Source organism: uncultured Shewanella sp. (assembly GCF_947501665.1).
Lineage (GTDB): Bacteria > Pseudomonadota > Gammaproteobacteria > Enterobacterales > Shewanellaceae > Shewanella.
In genome coordinates this window covers 32510-48836 of record NZ_CANMWS010000020.1, presented here as the reverse complement: position 1 = coordinate 48836, position 16327 = coordinate 32510, and the positions used below count along the sequence as shown (strand labels likewise).

General features: G+C 40.2%; 10 protein-coding genes. 3 read left to right on the top strand and 7 right to left on the bottom strand.

Translation table 11 applies throughout. The annotated features are described in order from the left end of the window. Positions 1–87 precede the first annotated feature (87 nt). From Q0976_RS15930 to Q0976_RS15920, 3 genes are all read right to left on the bottom strand, one after another. Entirely contained in the window at positions 88–1296 is a 1209-nt protein-coding gene (locus Q0976_RS15930) for a hypothetical protein (RefSeq protein WP_299494858.1), read from the bottom strand. A 415-nt stretch (positions 1297–1711) separates the two neighbouring features. Continuing rightward, on the bottom strand, positions 1712–3355 hold the full coding sequence (locus Q0976_RS15925; RefSeq protein WP_299494857.1) for a curlin: 1644 nt from the start codon (positions 3353–3355) through the stop codon (positions 1712–1714). Positions 3356–3377: 22 nt separating this feature from the next. Next, a complete protein-coding gene (locus tag Q0976_RS15920; protein WP_299494909.1) occupies positions 3378–3752 on the bottom strand; it encodes a curlin in 375 nt (124 codons plus the stop codon). Between the two features lie 550 nt (positions 3753–4302). Between Q0976_RS15920 and Q0976_RS15915 the strand changes: the two genes are divergently transcribed. Beyond that, positions 4303–6816, top strand: coding sequence for a S8 family serine peptidase (locus Q0976_RS15915; protein WP_299494856.1), 2514 nt, complete (start codon positions 4303–4305; stop codon positions 6814–6816). Between the two features lie 414 nt (positions 6817–7230). Further along, positions 7231–7677, top strand: coding sequence for a hypothetical protein (locus Q0976_RS15910; protein WP_299494855.1), 447 nt, complete (start codon positions 7231–7233; stop codon positions 7675–7677). Between the two features lie 85 nt (positions 7678–7762). Here the strand turns inward: Q0976_RS15910 and galK are convergent, their stop codons facing one another. The 3 genes from galK to Q0976_RS15895 form a co-directional block, all read right to left on the bottom strand. Then, a complete protein-coding gene (galK, locus tag Q0976_RS15905; protein WP_299494854.1) occupies positions 7763–8929 on the bottom strand; it encodes a galactokinase in 1167 nt (388 codons plus the stop codon). A 352-nt stretch (positions 8930–9281) separates the two neighbouring features. After that, positions 9282–10886, bottom strand: a complete 1605-nt coding sequence (locus Q0976_RS15900; protein ID WP_299494853.1) for a cation:proton antiporter family protein — start codon at positions 10884–10886, stop codon at positions 9282–9284. Positions 10887–11299: 413 nt separating this feature from the next. Then, entirely contained in the window at positions 11300–13135 is a 1836-nt protein-coding gene (locus Q0976_RS15895; RefSeq protein WP_299494908.1) for a protein-disulfide reductase DsbD, read from the bottom strand. Between the two features lie 341 nt (positions 13136–13476). Between Q0976_RS15895 and Q0976_RS15890 the strand changes: the two genes are divergently transcribed. Next, positions 13477–14028 carry an FxsA family protein gene (locus Q0976_RS15890; RefSeq protein WP_299494852.1) on the top strand — a complete coding sequence of 184 codons (552 nt, stop codon included), beginning with the start codon at positions 13477–13479 and terminating at the stop codon, positions 14026–14028. A gap of 203 nt (positions 14029–14231) precedes the next feature. Here the strand turns inward: Q0976_RS15890 and Q0976_RS15885 are convergent, their stop codons facing one another. Next, on the bottom strand, positions 14232–16115 hold the full coding sequence (locus Q0976_RS15885; protein ID WP_299494851.1) for a protein kinase: 1884 nt from the start codon (positions 16113–16115) through the stop codon (positions 14232–14234). Positions 16116–16327: the final 212 nt, after the last annotated feature.

Below are 16327 nucleotides of genomic sequence, written 5' to 3'. Positions count from 1 at the left end.
ATTGAGCTGGCACGGAGATTTTATTAGCACGCTTGGATAAGTGTAGTCAAAGGAAGCGATTTTGCGCTTAACCCGAGTTCAGATTTATTAGTGTTGAGTGACTATGGCTGTGTTCATGTCACCAGTTTGAGAGACAAATAAGGTGTGTCGCTCGCCAATCTGCTCACCCATAAGGGTATTATCATGCCCATTTTGCGCCAAGTTTAGCGTGCTATTATGTCCTGAGACTTCAAATCTGGGGGAGTCAATTCCCATTAAGCTATTGTTATTACCCCATTGAGTGACTATTGCCATGTTTTCATTACCACCTATGAGGAGGTCAATAACATTGAGATCGCCTGTTTGGTTCATTTCCATGTGGGTATTGTTATCGCCAAATACGTTTAGCTGTGTGATATTATTGATACCCGTTTGAGTAATATCTGCTTGGTTATTATCACCAAGAGTGAAGGTGAAGATATGATTACTCTGGCCATTTGAGTAAAAGTTGATTTGATTATTTGAGCCCTCTGTCGCTAAAGCAAGGCGGTTCTCAGCTCCGACTTGGCGTAACATCTGAGTATTTTCATCTCCCGACACTTGGGTTTGTTGTGTATTGCTGTTGCCAATTTGCGTACTGATAATTTGATTATTATCACCATTATTTATGGTATAAAAATGATTTGAATTACCTTCTTGGCTCGTGATAACTCTATTATCAACTCCTTGTAAATGGATAGAGTTGATATTGTTATCACCTATTTGTAAGATGTGAGCATCGTTCACATCACCTTCAGTGTTAATCCATAAGTCATTTTGTAGACCTATTTGCTCGGTAAGTGTGGTGTTTTCTTGGCCTAGTGTATTGATAGTGGTTTGATTGAATGCCTCTGCTTGTCTGGCTATTGTGTAGTTGTGATTACCTTCTGTATTGATGTGGCTAGTATTATTGAAGCCTTTTTGATGGCTTTTATCGACGTTTTTATCACCTTGTTGAAAAATATTACTAACGTGTTCTTCCTCACCTTGATAGAGGCTAATCCAATTTTTTTGGCCGCGAGTGAGCGTTGTTGCAGATGAATGCATACCATGCTGTTTAATTCTCACTGTTTGTCCATCACCGACTTGGCTGACCGTTGCGTGTAGCGTATCGCCTTTTTGATCCACAACGACATGTTGTCCTATGACTGAGTTAGTTGTATCTGTCACTTGTTGGATGTTTGTCATATTATTAGATGCAGCGAATACTGTGGCATGGAGACTTAGACTTGTAACCATGACTGCTAGAGTCATTAATTGTTTTTTATGTTTTTTCATTTTTCTTCCTTAAATTGTTAATCTTTTTATTCAGTAAGCTTTATAAACTATTTAATAATTAACCTGTTACTTTGATAAATAGATCTAGAGTACTTGTTATTTCATGCTTTACCCAAAAACCTTTATTTAAGGGGAAGGTTGATTTGAATATAACGAATTTAGAACATTGCTGAATATTGAAGGTTAACAACACACTCCTTGTGATGGATTGACGTAGATTTATAGCACTAAATCTATAGCCATATACAATTTTTAGCATCGGAAGAAAGTCTGTTTTTTAATCGATTATCGCGAGGGAGTAATGAAGAGAAAAAAATAGATAGAAGATCTGAGAGTAAAAACAGGCAGCCTAGGCTGTCTGTTTTTAGGTATGTGTTACCACATTAACGGTGTTTTCTCTTAAGAGAAAGCCAAATTAGTTCTGAATAACAGTCGCAGAGTTGAAGTCACCTGTTTGAGACACAACAATGTTGTTGTTAGTACCAAACTGAGAACCCGATACTAAGTTGTCGTTACCACTTTGAGCAACGACTAAGCTGTTTCCTTCACCGATAACTTCAAAGGCAGAGCTATCATCGCCACCAATCCAGTTACCGTTACCTGATTGCGTCATCATTGCAATGTTTTCATCGCCTTCAATGATAAGGTCAATTAAGTTAAGATCGCCGGATTGTGTTGCTTCAACATCAACGTTTCTTTCACCCATAACAGTGATTAATGTTTCGTTGTCGTTACCATCTTGCTCCACGTCTACTTCGTTACGCTCACCGAGTACATCGACATAACCAAAGTTAGTATCGCCTTCTTGAGCAATTTCGATGTCGTTGTTGTTACCATCAGCGAAAGCGACAACAGTGTTGCTTAGACCATCAGAGTTAAGGTCAAGATTATTATCATCGCCGTAAATACCAATAGTCGCGAAGTTTGTGGTGCCTTCTTGATCAAGATCTAGGTCATTTTCATTACCAAAGACTTGGAATTCAGCAGCATTGGCTTCACCTTCTTGATGAAGGTCTAAGCTGTTATCATCACCTTGAAGCTCGGCAATCATAGTGTCGCCAATGATGTTATTGCTGCCTGATTGGACAATTTCAACATCATTGTCGTTGCCGTTAGCAAAATCTAAGAAGCTGGTGTTATTAAAACCAGTTTGTTCCATTTCGATTTCATTGTCGGAACCGACTAAAGAGTAAACTGAGCTTTTGTTTTCATCACCTTCTTGAGTGATCATGAAGTGGTTGTCATTACCGTCAACACCTTGGATTGCGCCTAAGTTTTGATTGCCCACTTGAGATATTTCAGCATCGTTGTTATTACCAACATTCATGCCGCGTTCAATACCTGTCATTGCTGCAAGGTTGTTATCACCCATTTGTGAGATACGGACGTCGTTATCTTCACCTTCAACTTGAGAGATAGCGATATTCGTGACGCCCTCTTGGCTAATGATGGCGGTATTTGCAGTGCCCATATACTCAACAGTCGCATCATTTTGAACGCCATTTTGCATGACATCAGCGTAGTTATTGTCGCCTGTTAAGTTAATCAGTGTTTGGTTTGATGTATCATATTGATTGACTGTGACTTGGTTATCATTACCTAGAGAGGTAATTTGTGCATCATTTTGAGAACCATCTTGCATGACATCAGTTGTGTTATAATCCCCAACACTGCTAATGTTTGCTTGGTTGAAGAAGTCATATTGAGCAACACTTGTGTCATTGTTGCTGCCTTCTTGATTGACTGTCGCAATATGCCAGTCATCAGCTTGATCGACATCAACGTTGTTTTCAACACCTCTAGAATTGACATAAGCTTCTGCCCATACACCATCTTGATTGATAGTGGCAGTTTGGCCATCACCGATTTGGTCGACAGTGGTGATATGCATCGTTCCTGTTTGTTTAACATAAGCATCTTGACCCATTGGAGCACCAGCTGCTGCAGTGGTTTGGTTAACATGCGCCGTATTGTCTGATGCGGCTAATGCAGATGCGCTAAAGCCTAAACCTGCGGCTACGGCAAGAGAAATAATGGATTTTTTCGTTACTGATTTCATAAGCATTCCCTGTTTTATGTCATTAATATTGTGTTATTGAAATAGAGGCATTATCCGCAACTTGCTCTATTGAGAAATTAGCGCTGCCAAGTTGATTAAGTTGAACTAAATTATCGTCTCCTACTTGTATGATAGCGGCTTGATTATCGTTGCCGATTTGATCGAGTTCTACCTGATTGCGCTCACCAAGCTGAGCAATATCTGCTTGGTTCCCCAATCCTACTTGCAAAAGCTCTGCATAATTTTCATTACCAGATTGGATCAAGTTAGCTTGATTCATATCTCCGAGTTGAGCGAGGTGAATGAGGTTATCTCGACCGCTTCTTTCTAGCAGTGTCTGAAGGGTGACGGGTAATTCATTTGTCCCTGTGATATTTTCGAGTTCATCAGCACTGATGCTGAAACTGCATACCTGAAAAACAGTGGCGAATAACAAGGTTTTAAAAGCTGACAATGAACACTCCTTTGTGTTTTATGAAATAAATAGAGACTGTCTCTTTTTATGTCATTTATTAGCTATCCATAAGACTTGGTCGACCCCATGCCTCATGATCCAAGTTATTGATAAATCTACATGCATATAAATTTGCCGCAATCGGAAGAAAGTCTATTTATTCGTTTGATATTTATTGTGTAATTAGTGTGCTGATTTGCATTATTTCTTTGTTTATAAGTAGGTTATTGCAACAAATATTAGATTCACATGAGTTACATAGTTAGTTATGGTTAGTAACAAAGTTGTAAACTAAATTAAAAAACTTTTAAAACTTGATTTCACATGGTACCTATTCTCCTGCTTACTAATTTAAAGTTAAGTAAAGCATGTATCTTTTTTTACTTTTTCACTTTTTGGCTTTGAGGCTATCGTTTTTCTTTATTAAGCGAAGGGTTACAAGGAAGTGAAATGGATTCTAAAAACGTAAAAAAACTAAATAGGAAGCCAGTTTATGTTTAAAACTTTATCTCCTCTTGCTGTCGCGATTGCCGGCGCTATTGCTGTGTCATCTGTTCCCGCTATGGCGAAAGATACGATTGAACATGAGTATGTAAAAGACTCTTTAATTGTTGTCTATAAAGATAATACCACCACAGCCGAAAGGCTTTCAGCTCAACGGCTTGTGCGTGGTACGATGCAAGATCGCAATGCCGATGGTATTGATGATAAATTTGCGCGTTTACTTGAGGGTAAGCTTGCACGTTTGGCATTACGTGAAGGAGCTGATGTTAAAAAAGCCATTAAAATAATCAGTCAACACCCCGCCGTAAAATATGCAGAGCCGAATTATGTGATTAAAGCATTAGGCATGCCTGATGATCCCAGTTTTGTTTCATTATGGGGAATGAATAATACAGGTCAAGATGGCGGTAGTGCCGATGCCGATATCGATGCAGTGGAAGCATGGGATATCAGTACTGGTGATAGCAATGTAATCATAGGTGTAATTGACACTGGGGTTGATTATAACCACGAAGATCTTCAAGCCAATATGTGGACTAACCCTAATGAAATACCGGGTAACGGCATAGATGATGACGGTAATGGCGTTATCGATGATATTCATGGTTTTAATGCGAACAATAACTCAGGCGATCCTATGGACGGCAATGGACATGGTACCCATGTTGCTGGCACGATTGGCGCCAAAGGCAATAATGGTGTGGGTGTTGTGGGCGTTAACTGGGATGTGAGTATTATTGGTTGTCAATTCTTAGATGCTGGTGGATCAGGTTCTACAGAAGGTGCAATAGCTTGTATTGATTACATGACAGACTTAAAAGTGAATCATGGCGTGAATATCAAAGCGACCAATAACTCTTGGGGCGGCGGTGGTTTTAGCCAAGCATTAAAAGATTCAATCGATGCTGCAGGTGATGCAGGCATTTTATTCTTTGCTGCAGCGGGTAACAGTGCAGTGGATAATGATGTTAATCCTCACTATCCATCAAGCTATGATTCTGAGGCATTAGTGTCTGTTGCCAGTACGGATCGTAATGACAATATGTCGAGTTTTTCTCAGTGGGGCTTAACCAGCGTCGATATGGGCGCACCAGGTTCAGCTATTTTATCAACAACGCCAAGTAACGGTTATTCTACCTATTCCGGTACATCAATGGCCACACCTCATATGGCTGGGGCTGCAGGCCTTGTTTGGTCAGTGAACCCTGATTTATCGCCTATTGAAATGAAACAGTTATTGATGGATTCAGGTGATGCTAATGCTGATTTAAATGGTAAAACGGTGGCGGGAACACGCCTTAACGTTGCTAATGCATTAGAAATGGCCGATCCAGATCCTAGCTTTAAGTTTGCTGTGTCACCTATGACGCAAATCATCGAAGCAGGCTCTAGCACAAGTTATGATTATACCGTTGGCAGTATTGCCGGTTGGGATGGAGAAGTGTCCTTAAGTGTCTCTGTTTCACCTGAGTTGGCGGGTGTCTCTTTATCAACTGATACCGTTATGGTCGGCGACACCTTCATGGTCAATGTTGCAACTGACGCTAATGCGGTTTGGGGTGATTATAGTATTACTGTTGAAGGTGTTAGTGGCGATTTAGCTAAGAGTCAGTCAGTGTCTTTAACTGTGCTTCCACAGGGTATAGAAGATTATCCTTATGCTAATGATGAAGCAATGGATATTCCTGATAATGATGTTAACGGCATAGTGAGCACGATTGAAGTGGCTGATGATGTACAAGTGTTTGGTGTTAACTCTAATGTGAATATTTCACACACTTGGGTGGGTGATTTGATGGTCACTCTGACCTCACCAGCAGGCACACAAGCGGTATTGCATAACCGTGAAGGTGGCAGCGCCGATGATATCGTTAAGAGCTGGGATTTAAGTGCTTTTAATGGTGAAATGGCCATGGGGACTTGGACATTGTCTGTTAACGATAATGTGGGCGCAGACACCGGTACACTTAACAATTGGGGCATGGTGATTTCTGGTGTTGGAGAAGGTGGAAGTTCTGCACCTGCTGCGAGTTTTGAATATAGCGTTTCAGGTCTAATGGTTGATTTCACTAATACCAGTACCGATGCTGATGATGATATTGTCAGTTATGCTTGGTCATTTGGTGATGATGTTACTTCTTCAGATAGTAATCCTGTTCATGAATATGCTCAGTCTGGTAGCTATGATGTTGAACTCACAGTGACAGATGCTGAAGGGAATACAGATACAAGCAATATGACAGTGACTGTGGCTGAAAATGAGATAACAGCAAGTGTGGCTCGCGCTAAAATTTCACGTCGTGGTAGCGCGTTAGTGGACCTACGCTGGGAAGGTGCTGTTGGGGATTTAGTTGATATTTATCGCAATGGTGAACTTGTGAATACGACTAACAACGATGGCCGTTATCGCGACCGTTTCACTGATGCAGGTGAGAGCGCTGAGTATCAAATTTGTCAGTCAGGTACCGAGCTTTGTTCTGCGGTAGTGATAGCGACTTTCTAAATTTTAAAAAATAATAAAAAAAGCGGCCTAGGGCCGCTTTTTTTATAGGAAAGATAATAGCGTTTCATATAGCGATATAATGAAATGTTTGTGTGTTAAAGAGTTAACTTAATTATTGTTTTAAGTGCTTTTATTACAGTAAGTTTGTTAATTATATTGATTTGACCTAACTTAAAACTTGAATAATTGATGCTTTCAACTAAATTCGATAGAAGAGAATGTACCAGCAGATTATTAGATAATCAGTAGTGAGATCTTTGCTAAATACCCTATTGATTATCTCAAAATTTCTGTTACAAATAGGCTCTATTAAATCATGATATAAACCATGGTTTTCAAGGTGAGGTGAGTTCCTTAGAGGCTCAGTTCAATTTATTGTGGCGGGTATGTGTTGATTTAAGGGTATTAGCATATATGTATAACATTTCTAAGAAAGAAGTTTGGTATGGTGAGTTAAGAACAGAACGTGGTAATACGGTTCTGATTTATGATAGCCAATTTCCTGAAGCATCGGCTGGGCGGATTTATTTTTATAATACTGTCCGAGATCAAATTATTGAATATGCAGAGGATATCGTTAAAGTCAATCTGCATGATTTAAATGATGATGCGATTAAAGCGGCAAAAAATGAATTCGGTAAAGCATGGGAAGCCGCTCGTTCAGCGTTTATGGAAAAACATGACGGATGGGTTGAAGCCAATAATCCGAAAAGTGCTCCAGTGAAGAAAGCTAAACCAGTTACTGAACCTGCTATTGAGTTGGATCCAGATAATAATGCTGATATAGAGCCAGAATTGGAAACGGAAAATTTAGAGGGTGAGTTTGATACTGAATGGCCTAATGATGATTTTGAAAATTAATTGCTTATTTGTGTATGATTAAGCCGTTTTAAATGCGTAAAAGCAGCCTTTGATGCTGCTTTTTTTGATCATTTTAGCCGTCATATCAATTATCAGACAGACGTTTTGCACCCTCACTGGCAGAGCATAAATAAATACTGGCTTCTAATTGGGTGTGACTAAAATAGTGTTTTTCTATGGCGTTGACGACAGCGTCTGTGTATTGATGATCCACAAGGGCGACTACACATCCTCCAAAGCCTGTGCTGGCCATACGTACTCCGCCTTTTTCTTCAACAACATCAGCAATAATGTCTACAAGGTAATCAATAGCTGGGACAGTAATTTCAAAATCATCTCTCATTGATGCATGAGATTGAGCCATGAGTTGACTGAGTTTTTTAATATTACCCGCCTCTAATGCCCAAGCGGCCTGCTGAGTACGGCGGTTCTCGGTGACGATGTGCCGCGCACGGCGGTAATGAACATCATCTAAATCTTCTTTAGCAGACTCAAGTCTTTTTAGAGTTAAATGACTTAATGCATTGAGTTTAAAATGGTTAGCAACGTGTTGACATTGCAGTGCTCTGAGTTGGTATTGAGGTTCTAATGCTTGACGTTGAACATTGGAATTGACGATTAATAGGCTTAAACTCTTAGGGATCGTGATGGCTTCGCTGTCTAAGTCAAAACAGTCAATGAGTAGAGCTTTGTCTTGCTCTCCCATCGCACTGATCATTTGATCGACAATACCACAATGATAACCAGCATATTGGTTTTCACCTCTTTGAGCAATTTGAGCAATTGCCAAAGGTGATAAATGTAATTGATTAATATCGTTTACGGCTGTTCCAAATGCAATTTCTAATGCCGCAGAAGAAGACAGTCCAGCACCTAGTGGTACACTACTGACAATGGATAAATCCATTCCTGTAGCGGGTAGTCCTGTTGCTGCCATCGAGGCGCTAAAGCCTTTTAAGTAATTGACCCAAGCTTTTGGATCGGCAGGGATCATGCAATCTTCTTTACCAAATCGCCATTCTTGAATATGGCCAGGAAAGGCATCAGATACTGCTCTAAATTGTTGATCGCTCCTACGTTTTACCGCAATAACAGTATGAAAATTAATGGCGGTTGATAACACGAACCCTTCATTGAAATGGGCATTTTCACCCATAATGTTAATACGCCCAGGCGCCAAATAGAGACCGTCAGCTTTAGTACCGAAGGTTTGGATAAAGAGCTTGTTAGCGCGTTGAGCTGGATCCGGCATAATGAGCATTCCCGCAATATAAAAACAATATTATTATTCTTTTGTCTCTTAATTTACCCCAATAATGACAACAAAGGGCAATTGATTTCAATAGTAAAATATAAATGATTAAAATATGAGTATAGTCAATAAGTTTACAACTTTGGGGGATGTTTTTATTTTTTAAATAAGTCTGATACTTTATAACACGACGAGATAGCAACAGAACTTGAGGGCATTTGTGCTTTTATTTTAACCCTTATGTTGAGTAGCATGAAGTGTCATTTAATCTAAAGGACTTTCTCTCTTTACCATTGTGGCAGTGTTGCCCTGTAATCATTGCAAAGAGAGAAAGCATATACTCATATTTTATTTATTTTATATCTCGAGTGACGGATTGAGGGGAGTTCATTTGATTTAATGCGTGTTCGGCAAAACCTACTCCAGCGACTTCGTATAAGTTATAAACGCTATCCACACCCGATCCTTTAAGGGATTCAACATCTTCACTATAGCGAACAATCGCACTAAATTTACCCTTGTAATTCAATTGTTTTAGCTGTTCTACCGCAAATAGATTACCCGCATGATGTGGCATGGCTAATAAGACTAACTCTAGATTTGGTGCGTCGTCGAGCTTTTCCCAGAAATCCACATCGGCAGCATCGCCTTGTAAGACATTTCGTCCCTGCTTATTATGAAAATCAACGGCTTTTTGTTTATGCTCTATGCCTAATACTTGATTGGGATAGAGTGCATGGAGTTCATCGTATGCGCCAGAACCGATACGACCCATTCCCAAAATTAAAAAACGAGGATTTCCTACAGGAATAGGTTTGTCTTCAGGGTGTAGTTCTGCTTGTTCTAATCGTTGTAATCGACGTGGATTTTGCTGATACAAGCGATTTGCTAGGGTATTTAAAGGGGCTGCAAAGAGAAAACTTAAACTAATCGCAACCGCAATAATGACCATCCAATGTGGAGGTAACCAGCCTTTATAAGTGGCAACAGCAGCAACAATGAGTCCAAACTCACTGTAATTACTCAAGTTTAATGCAGTAAGTAAAGAGGTACGAGCACGTAATTTAAAGCGAGTGAGTAAGAATACAAATAATGCAATTTTAATGGGAACGAGGATCACTAAAATGCTGGCAAGACCGATATCACTTAGGCTCGGTAAGCCATTCAACCCTACGGTTAAAAAGAAGGCAATCAGGAAGACTTCTTTAAAATAAAACATTGATTTAGCAAGTTCTGAAGATTTTTTATGGTTTGCTAGAAATACCCCCATGATTAGGGCACCCAGATCTGGTTTTAGTCCAACGAGCTCAAATAAAGAGCCACCCATGACCAATGCCATGACTAAGCCAAAGAGAACTAATAATTCTCCATGGCCCACTTTATCAAATATACGATAAATGAGTGGTTTTGCTAAAGGTAACAATAACAAACCCAGTGCCCACCAAGAAGGAATAGCCCCTTTTGAGATCGTTAAAAAAGCCACTGCAAAAATATCTTGCATGATCAAAATACCAATGGCGACTCGTCCATAAAGCGTCTGCATATCCCCTTTATCTTCAAGAATTTTGACAGCAAAAATAGTACTGGAAAAACTTAATGCAAAGGCTAATAAAGCAATTTGGGTATAGGCTAAGTTGGTAAGCTGCTCGAGTCCAATCCAGCCTAATAATTTAAGTAATGGGATGAAAAATAACATCGATCCCATTAAATGCAAGCTGGCCCCAGCCCAAACTTCAGCCTTAAATAGACTGCGAAGATCCAGCTTAAGCCCGATGGCAAATAACAATAAAGTGACACCTAAACTGGCTAATGACTGTAATAAAGGTAAACTTTTTTCATCGATGCCAAAAACATACAGTAGAAAACCCGCAGCAAGATACCCAATAAGGGGCGGAAGGCCAATACGCTTAACAAGCATACCGCAAATAAGGGTGGTGATGAGAATAGCGGGTTCCATGATACTCCATTTTTGGTTAGTTAATTAATGCTAGAGGGGAGGAACTTTTCTGGTTGAATTATGTTCAGATAAACGAGTTTTAATCGTGGCAAGAGCGGTGATGCTTAGTCATTCTAAGCTCCCTTTCTTTCTATAAAAGGGCTCTCAACAAAGAATAAAACACGTTTAGCCTGATCCCACAAACTGATGAATAAATCATCATAAAAGTTCAACTGCCCCCAAGTGACGCTAAAAACGTCCATTTTATTATCACTATCATATTAATAAAAAAGCGAGTTTGAAATGGGAAAAAGACCTGAGTTTAACATTTTCTCATGGGTTTAGACTAAAGAGGGGGAAAGGTGGGAGTTTACGCGCGGTCATGACAACAAAAAGTGAGCATTAAGCTCACTTTATATTGTTTTTTATAACGTTTATTTAATCGCTAGGAGTGTATCAAGGTGTTTAGCAAAAGGTTGGGGTCTCATGAATCCTGTTACGGTTAATGATGACACTTGTTTTCCTTGCCGATTAAACATTAATAATGTCGGTAACCCTAAGACATTGTAATGTTCCAGTAGCGCAATATCGGTAGCATCATTTTTGGTGACATCTGCCTGCAGTAATACCATTTCGTCCATTCGCTGTCTGACATCAGCATCTTGAAAAGTAATATGTTCAAACTCTTTACAGGCCACACACCAGTCGGCATAAAGATCGAGCATAACGGGTTTACCTTGACTGGCCGCTTTGGCTATTTCAGCTTCAACATCTGACAGTGATTTGACTTTGATAAAGCCTTTTTCTTGTGGCGTATTCAATTGAGTATAAGATTGAAAGCCCAGTTGCTGCATGATGGATTGAAAACCAAAAGAAAAGACGGCCAATAAACTCAATATTAATAGTACAGAGCGCACGGTTTGTTGCCAATTAAACTGGGTGAGTTTATTTTGATGCATCAAGTAACCGATGAGGATGATGCCCCAAATAGCCCATAATACATCGGTCAGCGTGCCAGCCCAAATGCGCGCAATCAACATGATAGACACGGCAATGAGTAAGAAACCGAAAACCGTTTTAATGACATTCATCCATTGACCGGCTTTTGGCAATAGTTTGCCCCCTGATGTCCCCATGATCAGTAATGGAAGTCCCATGCCAATACTCAATACATAAAGGGCTAAAAAGCCAAGTACCAAGTCGCCGGTTTGTGCAATATAAATCAAGGCGCCAGAGAGAGGTGCGGTGGTACAAGGGGAGGCAACCAAGCCTGATATTGCCCCCATTGCAAAGACACCAATTAAATTGCCCCCTTTTTGATTATTGGACAAACTTGTCATTTTATTTTGCCATTTAGCTGGCAAGGATAAATTATATAAGCCAAACATCGATAAGCTTAAAATGACAAATAAAATGGCTAATACAATTAATACGGCGGGATGCTGTAAGGCTGCTTGATATTTCATGCCTGCCGATGCAACCACTAATCCTAATAATGAATAGGTAATTGCCATGCCTTGTACATAGGCCATAGAAAGGGTAAAGGCTTTAGCGGTTGAGAGTTTTTGACCTTGGCCGACAATGATCCCAGATAAAATGGGATACATGGGGAAGACACAAGGGGTGAGCGCTAAGCCAATTCCTAATACAAAAAAGCTGACTAATGTCCATAGTAAGCTACTGTTTTCAAGCATTTGGCTTAAACTGTCTTGCTTTGATAGTGATGCGCTATCATCACTTTCTTTGTGTTGTGATGGCGGCGTTGCTTGTTCATTAGCGGTATTTGCATTGGCAGAAGAGTCACTGACGGGATGAGGCGTAATCGCATTAAGTGGGATGTCCCGTGTGGTTGGCGGATAGCAGAGTTTGTCTTCGGCGCAACCCATAAATGTGATATTCAATAGACCATTATTTTTTGCATCGGTTAACGTGATGGGCAGAGTGACGAAGTCATAATAGACTTGCTGCTCACCAAAATAATCATCGAAATGGGTCTTTCCTTTAGGTAATGCAATGTTTTCAATGTCAGCATTGGTGGCTGAAAATGTCAGTTTATCCCGATAAAGATAATATCCCTTGGCAATGACAAAACGAATGTTAACTTGATTGCCTTCTTGTTTAAAATCCATGGCAAAAGCTTGATCAACTGGCAGTAATTCAGGTTCACTTTTTAAAAAGTTGAGTCCGCCTTGCTCGAAAAGCCCCTCTGAATAAGCCAAGGGGCTGAGTACCAGTAATTGAGCTAATAGGATTAAAATAATTTTTTTCATGTGTGAAGTCGTTTCTTTTATCCAGTCAAACATACTAAGGGAACCTTGATCACAACGCGTAATCAAGATGATGGATCATTATACTGAGTTTATTTCATAAAGGTTAGTCTTTGAGCAACTCCTCTTTTTATTGATGTGATAAGGATTGGATTTTCATCCGTTAGTTTTTAAAATTAGTGTTAAGATTAAGCATGTACCGTTATCGGGTGACACTTACTTATCAATCTTGTTTTTCATGTTGGGGGGCTAAAGACATATTTTAGTGTCCAAGTTCTCCTGCAACGTAAGATTAGACCCGGTAATACTGATTTAACTTTCACTTTTAATCATGTGAGGTCAGTGTGTTTCTACTCATTCTATTACTTTTTATTGTGTTACCCATTTTGGAGTTGGCAGTATTAATCCGTGTTGGAGAAGTATTAGGCACTTGGCCAACTGTGGGCTTGGTGATATTAACAGCCGTGATAGGGATCTCTTTAGTGCGTAGTCAAGGGATCAGTACCTTAATGCAAGCTCAAAAAAAATTGTCCAGTGGTGAAGCGCCAGGGCAAGAAATTGTTGAAGGCATGATGTTAGGCTTGGCCGGATTATTGCTCGTGATCCCAGGGTTTATTACTGACTTTGTAGGCATTTTACTATTAACGCGCTTTATTCGTATTCCTGTCGCGGGATTCTTATTTAAGCGAATGCAGCTAAAAGTCGTGGCTAATGGTCGCGGTGGAATGGGGGGAACACAACAGCAAAACCCTTTTGGTAATGATTCCCAAGGACAGACTTTTGATGGTGATTTTGAGAAAAAGCCTGATCCTAGTGATAAGCGACCAGAGAGCCATCAGGTGGAAACCAACAACCCCACGTCTTCAGATGATGAACCGAAAAAGCCAACAGAGTGATGTTATATCAATCTAAGTAAGTGATCATTCAGCGGGAATGTAAAATGCGGTAGGTAAGGTCGTTAATTGCTCCTGCTTGAACTGACATTCCCACCATCCATGGCGGTCGCGGCAGTTTGACGCTAATCGTTATCCTATATCAAAACAGACAACGCAGTATAACGTATTTTTAAACCCGCACTGAGTGGCTCTGAACTGCGCATTTACTTACTTAGATTGGTATTAGTTTGAGTCATTAGGCAAAATTCTTTTGGATTTTTAGGGTAGAAATGATCGGGTTGATGGGATAAGGCATGAAAGTGGCGAGTACTCTTATAAGGCAATTTCATAAACCCTGAAACGCCTTGGCCTTGAATTTTTTTCACATGACTTAAAATTCTGTCGAGGCTAGCGCGAAAAGCGGCCTGTTTACGTGGATTGAGAAGTCTTAAGTAGCTATGAATTTTCATGTGGTTAGGTAAGGCTTCAAAAATAATGCAGCCAGTATGATGAATTTTGTTTATGTGGCTCAGTTCTTCCATAATTTCAGTGGGCAGGGCTAAGTTCTCTTCAGGATCGGGACCATCTTCAAAATAAGAGTGTAAGCGAGACTTATTTTCGATAAAAGGCGCATCGCCGATTTCAAAAGGTAACTGTTGATCTGAGGCCAGTAAAAAAGGAGATTGGGTGCTTTTTCTTTCAATATGCAGAGTATCCTTGGCATTAAAAAAACAGGCTTTAAAAACACCTAAACGTTTAATGCCACGGGCAAGGGTTACCATATTATTGACTGCTAAGGTAAAAGCGTTTTTTTCTTGTGCATGTAATTGTGCTTGCTCATTCAGGCTTAAGTGTGCTTGATGGGAATAATATAAGTTAAAACTGGAATCAATAAAAATGCCGCTTTCTCGCCAATGTATGACTAAGCCTCCCACAATAGGGTATTGAGCGAGCCTGCCAACAGCCACAATAAAGCCTTTTTCATTATCACCCATACCGGCTAAAAAATTACGGTAATATTTCTCAAGCTCTCTGTCATCCATATGGGTAATGGGATCGTCGGCGTTATGTTCTTTTAAAAACGCTTTTCTTGAACTGTAGGTGACCGTTTCCACTTGTTGTGATTTGTGTTGGGTCCAAATGGGGATCGCAGGCTCCATAGGGGGCACAGGGATCTCAGGCAGATGTAGCCAAGAATTATGGGACATGCTCTTTAAAAAGTAATCGCCCGCTTTTAAGCGAATAAGCGGATCTTGACTGAGCATACCCGTTAATGTTTTTGCCAATTCAATGGGTAAACCTATGCTGGTGGGCGGAATAACTTGGCTGCCAAAGCGGCTTGCTTGACCCGATGCGAGTGCATAAAGAGTTGCTGCGACGCCTTGCTCGTCAAATCTTGGGCTGGATAATGCGCCATTAAGTTGCTCATCACCAATAAAGTACACATCGCCCATTCTTGCGTTGGTATGTTGCTGATCGCTAGACATGACATCCATCACATTGCCATTCACCGGATTATCATGTACATCCCGTTGGGCGAATACCGCCGATCCCCAATCGATGAGGGACAGCTTTTCTGTTTTGATATCGTACACTAAATTTGAAGGCTTAATATCTCCATGGATCAGCGGACGGCCGTGATGCAAATACAGCAAAATATCGGCCAATTGTCTGGCTATATTCATTAACATCGCGACGGGGAGTTTACCTAGGCGGCGGCAAAGGACGTCTAAATCTTCCCCCGGTGCTTTTTCCATCACCAAAATACCTTGTTTACCCACGCGCTCAAATTTTATGAGTCCAGGCACATTTGGGTGGATCACTTGCGACAACATAAAGGCTTCTTCTTCCAGCCTATCTTGCACACTTTGAGGTAAGGTTATACGGGAAAACTTAAACACATGGGCCTGATGTTCACTGTTAATGCCTGAAAAAACAAACCCATAAGCGCCTTTACCCACTAACTCAATATTCTGATAGCCCAATTTAGTCAGCTCTTGCCGACACAGGCGGATCCACGCCTTATGTTTACGGGCATTGTCAGCAGTCAGTAAATAAATAGATTGCTCTTCTGAAATATAAAAGTGTTGTAGCTCGGGTGTTTGCAAGGCCAATATCCAGTCATGATGGCAAGCTTATTGTTAAAGAGTATACCGCAGAAGCAGGGAATAAATATCAATGAATCATCGCTTGGTGAATACATAAAATAATGATGTTGATGAATCATTGAGTTAATAATTATTATTTTTTGTATTTTTAAAGTTTTTGTCGTTTCATTTTTGTTGGGTTTGTGTCACTGACTGTGGGTAATAGACCTTTG

Bases quoted from the DNA above. Each gene is read 5' to 3' on its own strand.
- Q0976_RS15915 (WP_299494856.1), top strand. From the start codon at position 4,303: ATGTTTAAAACTTTATCTCCTCTTGCTGTCGCGATTGCCGGCGCTATT.
- Q0976_RS15925 (WP_299494857.1), bottom strand. From the start codon at position 3,355: ATGAAATCAGTAACGAAAAAATCCATTATTTCTCTTGCCGTAGCCGCA.
- Q0976_RS15910 (WP_299494855.1), top strand. From the start codon at position 7,231: ATGTATAACATTTCTAAGAAAGAAGTTTGGTATGGTGAGTTAAGAACA.
- Q0976_RS15895 (WP_299494908.1), bottom strand. From the start codon at position 13,135: ATGAAAAAAATTATTTTAATCCTATTAGCTCAATTACTGGTACTCAGC.
- Q0976_RS15930 (WP_299494858.1), bottom strand. From the start codon at position 1,296: ATGAAAAAACATAAAAAACAATTAATGACTCTAGCAGTCATGGTTACA.
- Q0976_RS15900 (WP_299494853.1), bottom strand. From the start codon at position 10,886: ATGGAACCCGCTATTCTCATCACCACCCTTATTTGCGGTATGCTTGTT.
- galK (WP_299494854.1), bottom strand. From the start codon at position 8,929: ATGCCGGATCCAGCTCAACGCGCTAACAAGCTCTTTATCCAAACCTTC.